Raw genomic sequence first — 16241 nt, forward strand, 5'->3', positions numbered from 1 at the left:
ATTAATAATAAAATTACATAAAATAAAATTATATCATATTTTTATATTTTTTAAATATAGCAATAAAAAGAGAAAATTTTTTATTAAATATTTTTTTAAAAAAATATTTTTAAAAAGTAATATTGTTTTAAGATTTATTTTTTATTTTCCATTGTTGTAAAATTTTTTTTAAATTAGAATTTTTTTCTATTATAATACGTAAATTAAATAATTCTAAAGCATAAAAAAAAATAATGTTTTTTTTTTTAATAAAATATAAATTTTCAATATCTTTTTGGTATGACCAAATTTTAGAAATATAAATTAATAAATTTTTTGGAATACCTAATAAAGCAGAAGATTTTTTTAAAATTTTTTTAACAGAAAAATAATATGCTTGATCATAAGATATTTTTTTTTTTTCAATATTTTTTTGTATTGTATCAACTAATAAATACCATAAAAGAGCAGAAAATAAAAATGATGGATTGTATTGTGAATTATATAAAATTTTATAATCATTTCTTTTAAATGCTTCTTTTCTAATTTTTTTGGAAAATTTTTGATATTTTTTTCGAACATTTAAAAAAATGATTGGCAACAAATGTTGAATTAAAGAATATTTTTTTAATTTTTTATAAGTTTGATATCCATATCCGGAACAAAATAATTTAATTGATTCATTAAACAATCGTGGTACTGGAACATTTTTTAATAAATGAGATAATCGTTCTAAAGGTTCCGATGTTTTTTTAGTAATATTCATATTTAAATGTGCAGAAAATCGAATTACTCGTAACATTATTACAGGATCTTCACGATATCTGGTTTCAGCATGACCAATTAAACGAATAATTTTTTTTTTAATATCATTTAAACCTCCTACGTAATCATAAATACAAAAATCTTTTATATTGTAATATAATGCATTAATTGTAATATCGCGTCTATATACATCTTCTTCAATTTTTCCATATTTATTATCTTGTAATAACATGCCATTTGTGTGTTTCTTTTGAGAATTATATTTTTTTTTTTTTTTAATATTAGGATGCGTTCTAAAAGTAGAAACTTCAATAATTTCTTTTGGAAAGATTAAATGAACAATAATAAATCTTCTTCCTATTAAACGACAATTTTTAAAAATTTTTCTTAATTCATGTGGTGTAGCATCAGTAGAAATATCAAAATCTTTTGGTATGTTTTTTAATAAAATATCTCGAATACTTCCTCCAACTAAATAAGCTTTGTATCCTAATTTATTTAATCTATATAAAACTTTAATAGAATTTTTGCTAATTTCTTTAAAAATTATATTTTTTTTCTTTATAAGAAAAGTCATTTTAGTAGTATCATATAAGAATATTATTATGAAAATTTTTAAAAAACTATTTTTATTATTTTATTTTTAAATATATTAATAATATAAATAAATATTAAATTTTTAAAAGATTTAAAATATAATAATTTAAATTATGTATTTTTTAAAATAAATTTTTAAAAATAATAGAATTTGTATATAAAAATATTTGATATATTATAAGAATAAATTTATAAAATTTTTTTGATTTTTAACGATATATTTGTTTTTTTTTTAATTCAGATAATGTTTGACAATCAATACATAAATTAGCAATTGGTTGAGCTTCTAATCTTTTAATTCCGATTTCTATTTCGCAAGTTATACAATAACCAAAAGTAGAATTTTCAATTCTTTTTAATGTATTATTAATCTTAGTAATTATTTTATATTCTCGATCTCTATTTCTTAATTCTAAATTTATTTCCTCTTCTTGAGATGCGCGATCAATTGGATCTGGTAAATTAATAGATTTATCTTGAATATTAAAAACATTTTTAGTAATTATTTTATTTATTTTTTTTTTCCAAGTTTCTAAAATAATTTTGAAATGTTTAAGTTGCTGAAGATTCATATATTTTTCATTTTTTTTTTGTTTATAAGGTTGTAATCCTGCTTGGAACAAAAGATTTAAAGAATTTTTGAAATTTTTTTTTTTCATAAATTTTTTTCTTTTTAAAAGAGAACAATACTAATTTTTATTTTGTAAATTTTTATAATTTTAAAATTATATATTATTTTCAAAAATAATAATATATAAAAATTTTATATTAATAATTTTATTGATTTTTTTGATTTTTTTTAAAAAAATAAAATATAATAGATTTTAAAAAATAAAATATTTTTTAATATAAAATTAAAAATTTTTTTAAAAAAAATATTTAAAAAATTATAACACAAAGTAAGGTCTAATATGAAATTTGTTTGTGGTTTACAATATAAAGGAAGTTTATATAAAGGTTGGCAAAAACAAAAAAAAGTTCCTACGATACAATATTATTTAGAAAAAGCAATTTCAATTATTGCTAATCATAAAATTGAAACAGTTTGTGCAGGACGAACTGATTGTGGTGTACATAGTTTTGGTCAAGTTATTCATTTTGAAACTTTTGTTGTAAGAAGTTTAAAAAGTTGGTTAAAAGGAATTAATTCTTTATTACCAAAAGATATCACTTTATTATGGATTAAAAAAATTTCTATAGATTTTAATGCTCGGTTTTCAGCTTTAAAACGATTTTATCGTTATATTATTTTTAATCATACTCTGCGTTCTAGTTTTTTTTTTGAATATTATTACTATGTTTATAAAAATTTAAACGTCTGTTTAATGAAGAAAGTAAGTTTTTTTTTAGTTGGAGAACATGATTTTATTAATTTTCAAGGAAGTCAAAAAAATTCCATTAATTGTACAAAACGAAGAATTTTTAAAGTAAAAATTTTTAAAATAAACAATTTTATTATTATTGATATTATTGCAAATTCTTTTTTATATCATATGGTACGTAATATTGTTGGAGCACTTTTATTAGTAGGTCTTTCAAAAAAATCTGAAATTTGGTTTAAAGATTTGATATTTTCAAAATTGCCTCAAAAATTTTATACAACTGTTCCTGCTTGTGGGCTATATTTAATGGCTGTTATGTATCCTAAACATTTCAATATTCCTTTTTTTATATCTTTTAAAAGATTTAAAAATTTTTTTTTTTAAAAAATATTATTTTATTTTAAAATAAACATTATAAATTTAAAAAATATTTTTATAATTTATTTTTTTACTAAATTTTTTGGATATAGTAAAATAAATTAAACTATTAGTTTAAATTAATTTATTAAGACATTAAGAGAAACATTTTTATATTTTTATGATATCAATATATTTTAAAAATTTTTTAAAGAAATTTTTAAAAAAATTTTTTTATTTTTCGAATAAAAAAATTTTAAAAGTGTTTTATTTTATTATAAATTTTTTATGATATTAATTCATAAAAATATTTGTATCACATTTTTAAGATATGAGACTTTGCAGCATGTTAGGTAAATTTTTTAAAAAAATTTTTATGAACCATAATCAAAAAGTTTTAAATTCTTTTAAACCTTTAATTATCCAAATAAATCAATTAGAGCAAATTTTTAGTCAATTATCGGATGAAGAATTAAAAAATAAAACTTTAGAATTTAGAAGACGATTAAAAATTGAAGAAACTTTAGATTCTTTACTTCCAGAAGCATTTGCTACAGTTCGAGAAGCAAGTAAAAGAGTTTTAGGTATGCGGCATTTTGATGTACAATTATTAGGAGGAATTGTTTTACATTCTCAATCTATCGCCGAAATGTGTACAGGTGAAGGAAAAACTTTAACAGCAACTTTACCGGCATATTTGCATTCTTTAACAGGTCAAGGTGTACATATCATCACAATGAATGATTATTTAGCAGAAAGAGATGCAAAAAAAAATAGTGTTTTATTTAATTTTTTAGGAATTTCTGTTGGAATTAATGTACATGGACTATCTTTTACAAAAAAGAAAAATGCATATCAAGCAGACATTACATATGGAACGAATCATGAATATGGATTTGATTATTTACGTGATAATATGATTTTTTCGCATTCAGAAAAAGTACAAAGAAATTTATATTTTGGTTTAATAGATGAAATAGATTCTATTTTAATTGATGAAGCTCGTACTCCATTAGTAATCTCGGGTGCAACACAAAATAATAATGATTTGTATTTTCAAATTAATGAATTAATTCCTTTTTTTATAGCAATAAATTATTCTCAAAAACAAATAGATTATAAAAATAATCTTAATTTTGTAATAGATTATAAAAGAAAACAAATAAATTTAACTGAAAAAGGTATGAAAAAATTTGAAAATTTGTTAATCAAAAAAAAATTTTTATCATCAATTAGTTCTTTGTATACTTCAAAAAATATCATATTTTTACATCATTTTTTATTAGCATTACGCGCTCATATTTTATTTTTAAGAAATATAGATTATATAGTGATGAATAAAAAAGTTATTATTGTAGATGAACATACTGGACGTATGATGTTTGGTAGACGTTGGTCAGATGGCTTACATCAAGCTATAGAAGCAAAAGAAAATGTTCCTATATTAAATGAAAATAAAACTTTAGCATCAATTACTTTACAAAATTATTTTCGTTTATATAAGAAACTATCTGGTATGACAGGAACTGCTATTACAGAATCTTATGAATTTAATACAATTTATAATTTAGATACTATTGTAATTCCTCCGAATAAACCTATGATTCGTAAAGATTTTTCTGATTTAGTATATATTACAGAGAAAGAAAAAATAAAAGCTATTATTAAAGATATTTGTCAATGTGTATCACGTAAACAACCTGTTTTAGTTGGTACAATATCAATTCAAAAATCTGAAATGATTTCAAATTATTTAAAAAAAATGAATATTTCGCATAATATTTTAAATGCAAAATTTCATGCTCAAGAGGCTAAAATTATTTCTTCTGCTGGTCAACTTTCAGCCGTTACAATTGCAACAAATATGGCGGGTAGAGGTACTGATATTGTTTTAGGGGGTTCTTTTTTTACTCAATTTGAAAAAAATTTTTTATTTAATAAAAAATATACATATAAAATTTATAAAAAAGAATGGAAAAAACGACATCAATTAGTAGTTGAGACGGGTGGACTACATATTATTGGTACTGAAAGACATGAATCACGTCGTATTGACAATCAATTATGTGGTCGTAGTGGACGGCAAGGAGATCCAGGTTCATCACGATTTTATCTTTCATTAGAAGATTCATTAATGAAATTGTTTATTTCTAAAAAAACAATTCAAATGATATATTCATTAGGAATTAATTCAAAACAAGTTATTGAACATTCTTGGGTTAATAAAGCGATTCAAAATGCTCAAAAAAAATTAGAAAATCAAAATTTTAATTTAAGAAAACAATTATTAGAATATGATAATATTTTTAATGAACAACGACAAGCAATTTATTCGGAACGTAAAAAAATCGTTAATAGTTATAATGTAGAAAAATATATTTTAAATTTAATTAAAGATTTTTTAAAAAAAACTTTAAAAAAATTAATTATATCAAAAAATTTAAAAGATTTAAATATAATGGAATTAGATAAATTATTGAAAAAATTATTTTATTATCCATATACAATAGAAGTTATATTTAAAAAAAAAAAAAAATTGAAAAAAAATTTAAAAATTTTAAAAAAAATTTTGATTCAAAAAATTTTAAAACATTATATTTTAAAACTTTCTTCTATAAAAAATAAATATAGACTTATTTTAGAAAAATGTATTATTTTACAAACATTTGATTTATTTTGGCAAGATCATTTAAACATTATGGAATCTGTACGTCAAGGAATACATTTAAGAGGATATGCCCAAAAAAATCCTAAACAAGAATATCAGAAAGAATCTTTTTTAATTTTTAAGAATATGTTACATAATATTAAGTATACGATTGTAAAAAATGTATTTCAAATTTTTTTTGTAGATTTTTCTCAAAAAAAATTTCTATATAAAAATTGTATTTTACATAAAGATTATGAAACTTTAAATCTCTTATTATTGAATAAAAATTATAAAAAAAAATAAAAAACATATTTTTATTTTTTTTTTTGTTAAAATATATATTATGTATTTTAAAAATATTTTTTATGTATAAATTATTAAACATTTTTTTTAAAAATTTTTATTAATACTTTAAATAATTTAAAGAAAATAATTTTATTTTTTTCATATGTATTATATAGTTTTAGAAGGATTTTAATTTATGATAAATAAAATTTTAGATGATATTGATCCTATAGAAACTGAGGAATGGTTACAAGCAATAAAAAACATATTATCAAAAGATGGAAAAAATCGTATTATTTTTTTGATAAATACAATAGTTCAATTTTTAAATAACAAAGGTTATAAAAATTTATTAAATTATAAAAGTTTAGATTTTTTAAATACTATTCCTGTAAACAAAGAATCGATTTATCCTGGAAATTTAATTATTGAAAGGAAAATTTGTGCATTCGTAAGATGGAATGCAGTGATGTTAGTTTTGAGAGCATCTAAAAAGAACAAAGATTTAGGAGGTCATCTTTCATCTTTTCAATCTTCTTCAATAATATATGAAGTTGCATTTAATCATTTTTTTCGAGCTTCTAATAATCTAGATGGTGGAGATTTTATCTATTTTCAAGGTCATATTTCTCCAGGAATTTATTCTCGAGCTTTTTTAGAAGGTCGTTTAACAGAAACAGAACTAGATTCTTTCCGACAAGAGTCCAGTGGAAAAGGTTTATCTTCATATCCGCATCCAAAATTAATGCCTAACTTTTGGCAATTTCCAACAGTTTCAATGGGTCTCAGTGCTATTTCGGCGATTTATCAAGCTCGTTTTTTGAAATATTTATTACATCGTAAATTAAAAGATACATCACGTCAAAAAGTTTATGCTTTTTTAGGTGATGGAGAAATGGATGAACCAGAATCTAAAGGAGCTATTACTATTGCTTCAAGAGAAAAATTGGATAATTTAATTTTCGTTATTAATTGTAATTTACAACGTTTAGATGGTCCTGTCTATGGAAATGGTAATATCATTAAAGAATTAGAAAATTTTTTTTTAGGTGCAGGATGGTATGTAATAAAAGTAATATGGGGTAGTAAATGGGACAAATTATTAAAAAGAAATGGATCGGAAATGTTAAAAAAATTAATGTATGAAACTTTAGATGGAGATTATCAAACATTACGGTCTAAAAATGGACAATATATACGAAAAAATTTTTTTAATAAATATTTCGAAACAAAAAAATTAGTTCAAAATATGACTGATGAAGAAATTTGGGAATTAAACCATGGAGGACATGATGAAAAAAAAATATATTCTGCATTTGCTTTAGCTTTACAAGTTAAAGAAAAACCAGTCGTTATTTTAATGCATACAATTAAAGGATATGGATTAAATACGGAAGGAAAGAACAATGCTCATCAAATAAAAAATATGTCTATAAAAGATTTAAAAAATTTTGCTAAACATTTAAATTTGTCAAAAAAAAATATTAATTTTGAAATGTTACCATATTTAAAATTTGATAATAATTCAAAAGAATATCAATATTTACATGATCAACGAAAAAAATTGTGCGGTTATTTACCTAATCGAAGATCTAAATTTTCTGACAAATTGTGTCTTCCTACTTTAGAGAATTTCAAAATTTTATTAAAAAAATCTTTAAAACCTTTTTCTACTACAATGTTTTTCGTTAGAATATTAAATTTTTTATTAGATTTCAAAGATATAGGAAAAAAAATTGTTCCAATCGTAGCAGATGAAGCTCGAACATTTGGAATGGAAGGTTTATTTCGGAAAATTGGAATTTATAATTCGCAAGGTCAAAAATATATTCCTGCTGATAAAGAACAACTATTTTATTATCGTGAATCTAAAATGGGTCAAATTATTCAAGAAGGAATTAATGAATTAGGTGCTGGATCTTCTTGGATAGCAGCTGCGACTTCATATAGTTCAAATAATTATCCAATGATTCCTTTTTACATTTTTTATTCTATGTTTGGATTTCAAAGAATTGGAGATTTATTATGGTCTGCTGGTGATCAACAAGCAAGAGGATTTTTAATTGGAGCTACATCTGGACGTACTACATTAAATGGAGAAGGATTACAACATTCAGATGGACATAGTCACATATATTCATTAACTTTTCCAAATTGCATTTCTTATGATCCTGCGTACCATTATGAATTATTAGTGATTATTCAAAATGGTTTAAAAAGAATGTATGGAAAAAATCAAGAAAATATTTTTTATTATATTACGACTATGAATGAAAATTATTATATGCCTAATATAGAAATTACATCACAAATAAAAAAAGGTATTTGTAAAGGAATATATTTATTAGAATCATATAATGGAAAAAATGGAAAAGTACAATTATTAGGATCTGGTTCTCTTTTAAGAATTTTAAAAAATTCTGCAAATATTCTGAAATCTGAATATGACATTGGATCCGATATATATAGTGTAACTTCTTTTACTGAATTAGCACGAAATGGACAAGATTGTGCACGTTGGAATTTTTTAAATTTTCATTTAACTCCAAAAATTTCTTATGTTTCAAAAATTTTAAAAAATTTACCTACTATTGCTGTAACTGATTATATGAAAATTTTTGCAGAACAAATACGATCTTATATTCCATCTCCTTATTTTCATGTTTTAGGAACTGATGGATTTGGACGTTCCGATAGTCGTCGAAAATTGCGTAATTTTTTTGAAATTAGTGAAGGTTATATTATTAGTTCTGTAATTTATTTATTAATACAACAAGGAAAAAAATTATCTTCGCAAATATTATTAAAAGCATTTAAAGATTTTAATATTTCTATAGATAAAATGAATCCTAGGTTATCGTAAGAGAGAAAGATGAATGGATATAAATATTTATATACCGGATATTGGAATTGAAAATGCAGAAGTGATAGAAATTTTAGTTAAAGAAGGAGAAGAAATTAAAAAAGAAAAAAGTTTAATAATTTTAGAAGGACAAAAATCTTCTTTAGAAATTCCCTCTCCAGTTTCAGGAAAAATTAAAAAAATTTTTATAAAAATAGGAGATATTCTAAAGAAAGGTTCTATGATTATGTCACTTGATAAATGTGAACCTTTAATTATTAAAAAAAACATTTTAGAAGAAAATTGTAAAAAACAAAAAATTAAAAATTCTGTTTCATTAAGTAGTAACACTTCTAAAAATTTATTAAATAATCATCTTAATAAAAACAAAAATTTTTCGAATTATTTTGTTTATGCTTCTCCTTTTATACGACGTTTAGCATTTTTAAAAAATATTGATTTAACTAATATTATTGGTAGTGGTCGTAAAGGAAGAATTTTAAAAATAGATTTATTAAATTTTAATCAAAATAATACTAAAAAAACATTAGATTCATCTATTTTAAAACTTAAAGAAAACAAAATAAATGATGATATTGATAAAAAAAATGTTCATTATTTGACTTCTATACAAAAAATTGTAGGTCAAAATTTATTAAAAAATTGGAAAAATATTCCTCATGTTACTCAATTTGATGAAGTAGATATTACGAAATTAGAAAAATTTCGTCTTTCTGATTCTTTAAAAGAATTAAAAAATTCTAAAGAAGATAAAATTACTATATTGTCTTTTATAATAAAAACGATTAGTTTTATTTTAAAAAAATTTCCATTATTTAATAGCACATTGCATTTTGATCAATCAAAAGTAATTTTACATCCAAAAATTAATATTGGAGTAGCTATGGATACTCCTGAAGGATTGTTAGTTCCTGTTATTAAAGATGTAGAAAAAATTAATATTTTTGAAATTGCATTAATATTAAAAAAATTTTCTTTAAAAATTAAAGAAAAAAAATTAAATGTTCTTGATATGAAAGAAGGAACATTTACGGTTTCTAGCTTAGGAGGATTAGGAGGTGTAGGATTTACTCCAATTATTAATGCTCCTGAAGTTTGTATTTTGGGAATTTCTAAATCTCAAATAAAACCGATTTGGAATGGTAAAGAATTTGTCCCTCGTTTAATTTTACCTTTTTCTATTTCTTATGATCATCGCGTGATTAATGGCGCTGACGCTGTACGTTTTACTACTTTTTTTAAAAAATGTTTAAATGATATTCGTATTTTATTATTATAAAAAAAATATATAATTGTTTAATTATTTTTTAAATAATCTTATATATAATTAAATTATTTTTATATTATTTTTTTAGTTTGAATAGAGTATACAAATTATGAAAAAAACTATACATATAGATGTAGTGGTAATAGGTGGTGGAGCATCTGGATATTCAGCAGCATTTCGTTGCGCAGATTTAGGATTATCAGTCTGTTTAATTGAAAAATTTGGTATTTTAGGAGGAACATGTTTAAATGTTGGGTGTATTCCTTCAAAATCGTTGTTATATTTATCTAAAGTAATTAAAGAAGTAGAAAATTTAGAAAAAGAAAAAATTTTTTCATTTACTAAAAAAAAAATTAATATTCAAAAAATTCAAATATGGAAAAATTTAATAATTGAAAAATTATTGAAAGGTTTAGAACATCTTTCTAAACAAAGAAATGTTCTTTTAATCAAAGGTTTCGCAAAATTTTTTGATAAAAATACAGTAGAAATTTTTGATAATTCTGAATATAAATATATTACGTTTGATTATTCTATTATTGCTTCTGGTTCTCACGCATCTAATATTTCTCATTTTTTACCAGAAAATAAACATGTTTGGAATTCTACAGATGCTCTTAAATTATCGTGTATTCCAAAAAATTTATTAATTATAGGTGCTGGAATAATTGGATTAGAAATGGCTACTATATATCAAGCGTTAGGTTCTGCAGTACATATTGTTGATACATCTAAAACGTTTATGCCTAATTTAGATCTTGATATAAGTAATTATCTTTTAAAGATTTTTAAAAAAAATATTTCTATTTCTTTAGAAACAACTGTTTCTAAAGTACAATATTTAAAACATGGGTTAGAAGTTACTTTTAATGATTCACATGGAGTTTCAACAAAAAATTTTTATGATTATGTATTAGTGGCGGTAGGACGACGTCCAAATATACAAAATATGAATTTTTCAAAATTATCTTTGGAATTAAATGATTTTGGTTTTATAAAAGTAGATTCACAATTACGTACTAATATACCAAATATTTTTGCTGTTGGTGATGTTACTGGTCAACCTATGCTAGCTCATAAAGGAATTTATGAAGCACATATCGCTGCAGAGGTTATTATAGGTCAAAAACATCATTTTGATCCTTTAGTTATACCATATGTAGCATATTGTGACCCTGAAATAGCTTGGGTGGGAATAAATGAAAAAATTGCATTAGAAAAGAATATAGATTTTGAATCTGTTTCTATTCCTTGGATTTTTTCTGGAAGAGCGGTATCAACTAATTGCTCTGAACATGGTATAACAAAAATTATTTATGATAAAAAGACACATAAAATTTTAGGAGCAACTATATTAGGTCGTAATGCTGGAGAATTAATTTCTCAAATTAGTATTTCGATTGAAATGGGATGCGAAGCAGAAGATTTATCTTTAATTATTTTTCCTCATCCTACATTATCAGAATCTATTAATTTAGTTTCAAAATTGTTTTTAGGGTGTGCTACAGATGTGTTAAACAAAGTTTAAAAATTGTTAATAATAAAAAATATATTTGAAAAAATTACTTTTTATAAAAATATATTAAAAAACATGTTTTTAATTATAAAATAAATAAACAAAATATTATAAAATAAATAGTTTATTTTTATTTTGAAAATAAAAGGAGCAGGTGATTTTCCTGCTCTAAATTTTTTTTGTATGAGTTCAGTTAAAGCAATCTTTTTTAAATACTAAACGAAAGACCACATCCACATGTTGTTTTCGCATTAGGATTATTTATAATAAATTTAGTTCCTTCTAAATTTTCTATAAAATCTAAAGTCCCTCCTAACAAATATTGAAAACTAATAGAATCTATAATAATTAAATTATTATAATTTTTTATAATAATATCATCTTTATTTTTTTTATGGTCTAATTTAAACCCATATTGAAAACCACTACATCCTCCTCCCGTAATATAAATTCTTAATTTTATTTTTTTTTTTTTTTTAAGATTAATTAATTTTTTTATTTGTTTTTGAGCTGCAATCGTACAGATTAAAAATAAATTTTTTTTTATAGTCATTAGTTTTTTAACATTTTATTGTAGCAATTTTTAGTTAATTAAATATAATGTATGAATACTATTTGATTTCTAAGAATATAAAATATAAATATAAAAAAATAAAAATTTTTTTATAAGATATATATTTTTTAAAATAAGGGTTAACTTCATTAAAGTTTTTATTTAAAAAAAATATTAAATTAGATAACCCTTTTATAAATAGAATTTGACAATAAATTATTTTTTTTTTCTTAAAAAAGCTGGAATATTTAAAAAAGATTTTTCACGTTGTTTTGTATATGTTGATGAATTAGATTGTTTATAATCTGTACGTTGTGTGGTAGAAGATGGATCGTTTGTATTTTTTGTATTTTTATATTCTGGTTTTGTTAAATTTTGATGGGGATTTGAAATTGGAATCCCATTAATTTCAGAATCGGTATCCATACCTATACCAGTTGCTACAACAGTAACACGTAGAGAATTTTCCATCTTAGGATCTAAAGAAGTTCCTATAACTACAGTGGAATGGTCTGATGAAAAAGAACGTATTGTATTTCCAACTGTTTCAAATTCATCTAATTTTAAATCGAATCCTGCTGTAATATTTACTAAGATTCCACGTGCACCAGATAAGTCTATATCTTCTAATAATGGACTTGATATTGCGATTTCGGAAGCTTCTTCAGCTCTATTTTCTCCAGAAGCTGTTCCTGTGCCCATCATAGAATATCCCATTTCAGACATAACAGTACGTACGTCTGCAAAATCAACGTTCATTAAACCAGGACGTGTGATTAATTCGGCTATACTTTGAACTGCTCCTTTTAAAATATTATTTGCTGCTCCAAACGCATCTAATAAAGAAATTCCTTGATCTAAAACTTTTAATAATTTATCATTAGGAATAATAATTAAAGAATCAACATATTTTGACAGTTCTTTTAAACCATGATCTGCAAATAACATTCTTTTTTTACCTTCAAAACTAAAAGGTTTAGTAACTACTGCAACAGTTAAAATACCTAATTCTTTTGCGACTTCTGCTACTACGGGCGCTGCTCCGGTTCCGGTACCACCTCCCATGCCTGCGGCTATAAAAATCATATCTGCGCCTTCTAAAGATTTTTTTAAAGTTTCTTTATCTTCTTCTGCAGAAGTTCGACCAATTTCAGGATTTGCACCAGCTCCTAATCCTTTAGTAATGTTATTTCCAATTTGAATTGTTTGTCCTACTGCAATAGTTCTTAAAGCTTGCGCGTCCGTATTAACAGCGAAAAATTCTACTCCTTCAATTTTTTCACGTACCATGTGCTCTACAGCATTACTTCCACCGCCTCCAATTCCAATTACTTTGATAATTGGATCGTTATTGAATTCTACAGGTTCAAACATTTTTTTTTCCTTATAATATAGTCATTTATATAAAATTTTTTTTAAAATTCTTTTTTAAACCAATTATTAATTTTATTAAACCATTTCATAAATAATCCTGGTTTTTTTAATTCACGTAAATTGAATTTTTGATCGTTTTTTCCACAAATTAATAATCCAATAGTAGTAGAATATTCTGGTGAAAAAATTTCTTGAGGAATTTCAGAAATGTTTTGAGATTTTCTAATTTGTACTTTATTATTTAAAAATTTTTCAGAAAACATATTTAAATTTTTAATTTTTGAAGCTCCACCAGTAAATATAATTCCTGAATTTAATTGAAAATTTTTTATAGAATTATTTTTTACAGTAGTAACTTTTTGAATTTCTGTATTAATTAAATTTAATAATTCTAAATATCTAGGTTCTATAATTTCAACTAAAGAATTTTTATGAAAATTTTGAACTTTTTTTTCGTGAGGTCTAGGAATTTCAAAAGTTTCAGAAGAATCTAGTAAAGAAGATATTAAACTTCCATATTTAATTTTTATTTTTTCGGCTTCAGTAAAAGAAATAGAAAATGCATATGCAATATCATGTGTAACTAAATTTCCTGCATATGGTATCACTGCACTATGTCTTAAAGTACCATTTTTATAAATATTTATGTCCATAATGTCTCCCCCAATATCTACTAGACATACTCCAGAATTTTTTTCTTCTTGAGTTAAAATTGCTTCACTAGATGCTAATCCAGAAAAAATAACTTTTTTAACCTGTAGATTACATTTTTCAATAGCTTTAATAATATTTTTTTTAATATGATTATCACCGGTAATTAAATGTACATTTGCTTTCATACGCATTCCGGATAATCCAATTGGATTTTGTATGCCTTTTTGATGATCAATTTCATAATCTTGAGGAATAACATGTAAAATATGATGATTATTTTGTATACGAACTGATTTTGCTGTTTTAATAACATTTTGTACATCTTTTTTAGTAATTTCTTCAGATAAAATAGGAACTATTCCAATTTCATTTTGACAATTTATTTCAGCGTTTGAAATTGCTAAATAAATGTGTTTTATTTTACAATTTGCCATCGTTTCAGCTTTATAAATAGCTTTTTTGATACATTGAACTAATTCTTCTAAATTATTGATAATTCCTTTACAAATACCACGAGTAGAAGCAGTTCCAAATCCAATAATAGTTATGTGATTTTTTTCTAAAATTTCACCAATTAAAATAGAAATTTTAGTTGCTCCAATTTCTAATCCAGTTATTAAATTTTTTTTTATGGTACTAATCATGTTCTTTAGTCTTCAATAGAGTATAAAATATATAATATTTTTTATTCATTTTTTTATTAAATTTATAAAATATTTAATATTATATATAGAATATAATATAAATTTAAAATTTAATATATTCTTTTTAAAATTGTTTTTGTGAAAAATAAAAATTATATTATAATATATTTTTTTAAAAAAAAATTTATTTTATGAAAATTTAATTTTTGTATAAAAATTTTATTTTATATTTTTTATTTTAAAGATTGTTATATTTTAATAATATTTTTGTAATTATTTTTAAATATTTCATATTTTAAATGAATTAAGATTTTTAAAAAAAATTTTTAATATATTGATTTTATCATATTATCTAAAAAATATAGAAAAACATTCATATATCTTAAAAAAATGTTCTTTTGTAATTTAAATTTTTTTAAAAAAAATAATTTTTTTATTTTTTTAAAATAATTTATTATTTTTAATATTATAATATTTTTGCAAAACGTAAAATTGCACTTCTAGATTTTTTATTTGTATTAATTTCTTTTTTTGTAGGTTTAATTTTTTTAAAATTTTCAATTTTTTTTTTAGATCTTTTTTTTAGTTCTGTTTCTGTAATAGGTAATCCCATGGGAACTTTTATTATAGAGCTATTTTTTTTAAAAAAATTTTTTATAATACGATCTTCTGAAGAATTAAAACTTATAATAGCTAAAATAGCTCCAGGTTTCAAAATTTTTAATGAAATATTTAAAATTTTTTTTAGTTCTTTAAGTTCCTGATTAATATAAATTCTTAACGCTAAAAAAGTACGGGTAGCTGGATTTTTAAATGGATATTTTAATGGAACTGCTTGTTTAATAATTTTAACTAATTCAAAAGTAGTTAAAATAGGTTTTTTTTTTTGATATTTTTTTATTAAAAATGCAATTTTTTTTGCATATTTTTCATTTCCAAAGTTTTTTAATATTTTAGATAATTTTTCTTCTTTTAAGAAATTTAATTTTTGAGATAAAGAAAATCCTAAGAGTGGATTCATCCGCATATCTAAAGGTCCATTTTTTTGAAAAGAAAAACCTCTTTTAGAATTTTTTATTTGAAATGAAGAAAGACCTAAATCTAAAATCATACCATTAATTTTTTTATTTAAATTTAATTGCGTAGTATATTTTAAAATATTAGAAAAAACATCATTAAATAATAATAAACGTGAATCATTAATTTTTTTCCCAGATTTAAAAGCTAAAGGGTCCCTGTCAAATCCTAGAACGCGTCCGTTAGAACTTAAATATTTTAATATTTCTTTTGTATGTCCTCCATTTCCAAAAGTACCATCAATATAAATTCCATTTTTTTCAATATTTAATGATTTTATAACTTCATTTAATAATACTGGTATATGTTGCATATTTTTTATTTATTTTTTTAAAAAA

The 16241-nt window shown here is 22.0% G+C and carries 10 protein-coding genes and 1 pseudogene; 5 read left to right on the forward strand and 6 right to left on the reverse strand.

The window, feature by feature from the left end; genetic code table 11:
* Nucleotides 1-127: 127 nt before the first annotated feature.
* On the reverse strand, nt 128-1321 hold the full coding sequence (gene pcnB / locus BTSPAZIEG_RS00685) for a polynucleotide adenylyltransferase PcnB (protein WP_075472480.1): 1194 nt from the start codon (nt 1319-1321) through the stop codon (nt 128-130).
* 229 nt (nt 1322-1550) lie between these two features.
* Nucleotides 1551-2000, reverse strand: a complete 450-nt coding sequence (gene dksA / locus BTSPAZIEG_RS00690) for an RNA polymerase-binding protein DksA (protein WP_075472482.1) — start codon at nt 1998-2000, stop codon at nt 1551-1553.
* 252 nt (nt 2001-2252) lie between these two features.
* Here dksA and truA point away from each other — a divergent pair, with 252 nt between their 5' ends.
* The 5 genes from truA (at nt 2253) to lpdA (ending at nt 11613) form a co-directional block, all read left to right on the forward strand.
* Complete coding sequence (truA, locus tag BTSPAZIEG_RS00695; RefSeq protein WP_075472484.1) at nt 2253-3047, forward strand: tRNA pseudouridine(38-40) synthase TruA; 795 nt, start codon at nt 2253-2255, stop codon at nt 3045-3047.
* Nucleotides 3048-3366: 319 nt separating this feature from the next.
* Entirely contained in the window at nt 3367-5973 is a 2607-nt protein-coding gene (secA, locus tag BTSPAZIEG_RS00700) for a preprotein translocase subunit SecA (RefSeq protein WP_075472486.1), read from the forward strand.
* Between the two features lie 178 nt (nt 5974-6151).
* Complete coding sequence (aceE, locus tag BTSPAZIEG_RS00705; RefSeq protein ID WP_075472488.1) at nt 6152-8818, forward strand: pyruvate dehydrogenase (acetyl-transferring), homodimeric type; 2667 nt, start codon at nt 6152-6154, stop codon at nt 8816-8818.
* A 13-nt stretch (nt 8819-8831) separates the two neighbouring features.
* On the forward strand, nt 8832-10097 hold the full coding sequence (locus BTSPAZIEG_RS00710; RefSeq protein ID WP_075472490.1) for a 2-oxo acid dehydrogenase subunit E2: 1266 nt from the start codon (nt 8832-8834) through the stop codon (nt 10095-10097).
* 97 nt (nt 10098-10194) lie between these two features.
* Nucleotides 10195-11613 (forward strand): dihydrolipoyl dehydrogenase, encoded by a 1419-nt coding sequence (lpdA, locus tag BTSPAZIEG_RS00715; protein ID WP_075472492.1) that lies wholly within the window; start codon nt 10195-10197, stop codon nt 11611-11613.
* Nucleotides 11614-11809: 196 nt separating this feature from the next.
* Here lpdA and erpA read toward each other — a convergent pair whose 3' ends face one another.
* The 4 genes and pseudogenes from erpA to rsmH all read right to left on the reverse strand — a co-directional run bounded on the left by erpA (nt 11810) and on the right by rsmH (nt 16216).
* Nucleotides 11810-12154 (reverse strand): iron-sulfur cluster insertion protein ErpA, encoded by a 345-nt coding sequence (gene erpA / locus BTSPAZIEG_RS00720; RefSeq protein ID WP_075472494.1) that lies wholly within the window; start codon nt 12152-12154, stop codon nt 11810-11812.
* A gap of 404 nt (nt 12155-12558) precedes the next feature.
* Nucleotides 12559-13528 (reverse strand): annotated as a pseudogene (ftsZ, locus tag BTSPAZIEG_RS00725) (cell division protein FtsZ); the annotation flags it as partial.
* Between the two features lie 41 nt (nt 13529-13569).
* Nucleotides 13570-14826 (reverse strand): cell division protein FtsA, encoded by a 1257-nt coding sequence (gene ftsA / locus BTSPAZIEG_RS00730; protein WP_075472498.1) that lies wholly within the window; start codon nt 14824-14826, stop codon nt 13570-13572.
* A 466-nt stretch (nt 14827-15292) separates the two neighbouring features.
* Nucleotides 15293-16216 carry a 16S rRNA (cytosine(1402)-N(4))-methyltransferase RsmH gene (gene rsmH, locus BTSPAZIEG_RS00735; protein WP_075472500.1) on the reverse strand — a complete coding sequence of 308 codons (924 nt, stop codon included), beginning with the start codon at nt 16214-16216 and terminating at the stop codon, nt 15293-15295.
* Between the last annotated feature and the right edge of the window lie 25 nt (nt 16217-16241).

The organism is Buchnera aphidicola (Tuberolachnus salignus) (assembly GCF_900016785.1).
Lineage (GTDB): Bacteria > Pseudomonadota > Gammaproteobacteria > Enterobacterales > Enterobacteriaceae > Buchnera_F > Buchnera_F aphidicola_M.

Excerpts from the sequence above, each read along its gene's own strand:
- truA (WP_075472484.1), top strand. The coding sequence starts at position 2,253 with ATGAAATTTGTTTGTGGTTTACAATATAAAGGAAGTTTATATAAAGGT.
- lpdA (WP_075472492.1), top strand. The coding sequence starts at position 10,195 with ATGAAAAAAACTATACATATAGATGTAGTGGTAATAGGTGGTGGAGCA.
- pcnB (WP_075472480.1), bottom strand. The coding sequence starts at position 1,321 with ATGACTTTTCTTATAAAGAAAAAAAATATAATTTTTAAAGAAATTAGC.
- secA (WP_075472486.1), top strand. The coding sequence starts at position 3,367 with ATGTTAGGTAAATTTTTTAAAAAAATTTTTATGAACCATAATCAAAAA.
- rsmH (WP_075472500.1), bottom strand. The coding sequence starts at position 16,216 with ATGCAACATATACCAGTATTATTAAATGAAGTTATAAAATCATTAAAT.
- ftsA (WP_075472498.1), bottom strand. The coding sequence starts at position 14,826 with ATGATTAGTACCATAAAAAAAAATTTAATAACTGGATTAGAAATTGGA.
- BTSPAZIEG_RS00710 (WP_075472490.1), top strand. The coding sequence starts at position 8,832 with ATGGATATAAATATTTATATACCGGATATTGGAATTGAAAATGCAGAA.
- erpA (WP_075472494.1), bottom strand. The coding sequence starts at position 12,154 with ATGACTATAAAAAAAAATTTATTTTTAATCTGTACGATTGCAGCTCAA.
- aceE (WP_075472488.1), top strand. The coding sequence starts at position 6,152 with ATGATAAATAAAATTTTAGATGATATTGATCCTATAGAAACTGAGGAA.
- dksA (WP_075472482.1), bottom strand. The coding sequence starts at position 2,000 with ATGAAAAAAAAAAATTTCAAAAATTCTTTAAATCTTTTGTTCCAAGCA.